Source organism: Gilvimarinus sp. 1_MG-2023, assembly GCF_030548285.1.
The window spans coordinates 1-252 of record NZ_JAUOSC010001350.1 but is presented as its reverse complement, the minus strand read 5'-3'; the positions used below and the strand labels follow the sequence as shown (position 1 = coordinate 252).

The window sequence follows — 252 nt, the reverse complement described above, 5'->3', positions numbered from 1 at the left end:
TGCTGATGCCGCACATCCTCCGGCAAGCGCGACAAATCGGTCGGGGCAATATCCGTGACCAGCAGATCCAGCTCCGGAGAGGTACGGGCAATGTAGTAACGGCCGCCGGTCCACCAGGCAATCAGGGGAACGGTAACAAAACAGATGCCGAGACTGACAAAGTGGCTCAAGGTCGCCGTGACTTCGCCAAATAACCCCAGATAGCTGAGCATACCGGCAGTGGTGGCCAGCAGCATTGAACCCGTCCCGACC

At 59.1% G+C, this 252-nt stretch carries 1 protein-coding gene; it reads right to left on the bottom strand.

What is annotated here, in order from left to right; genetic code table 11:
* Positions 1–252: hypothetical protein (locus Q4563_RS21235; RefSeq protein WP_303605935.1), on the bottom strand; the 252-nt coding region annotated here is incomplete at both ends.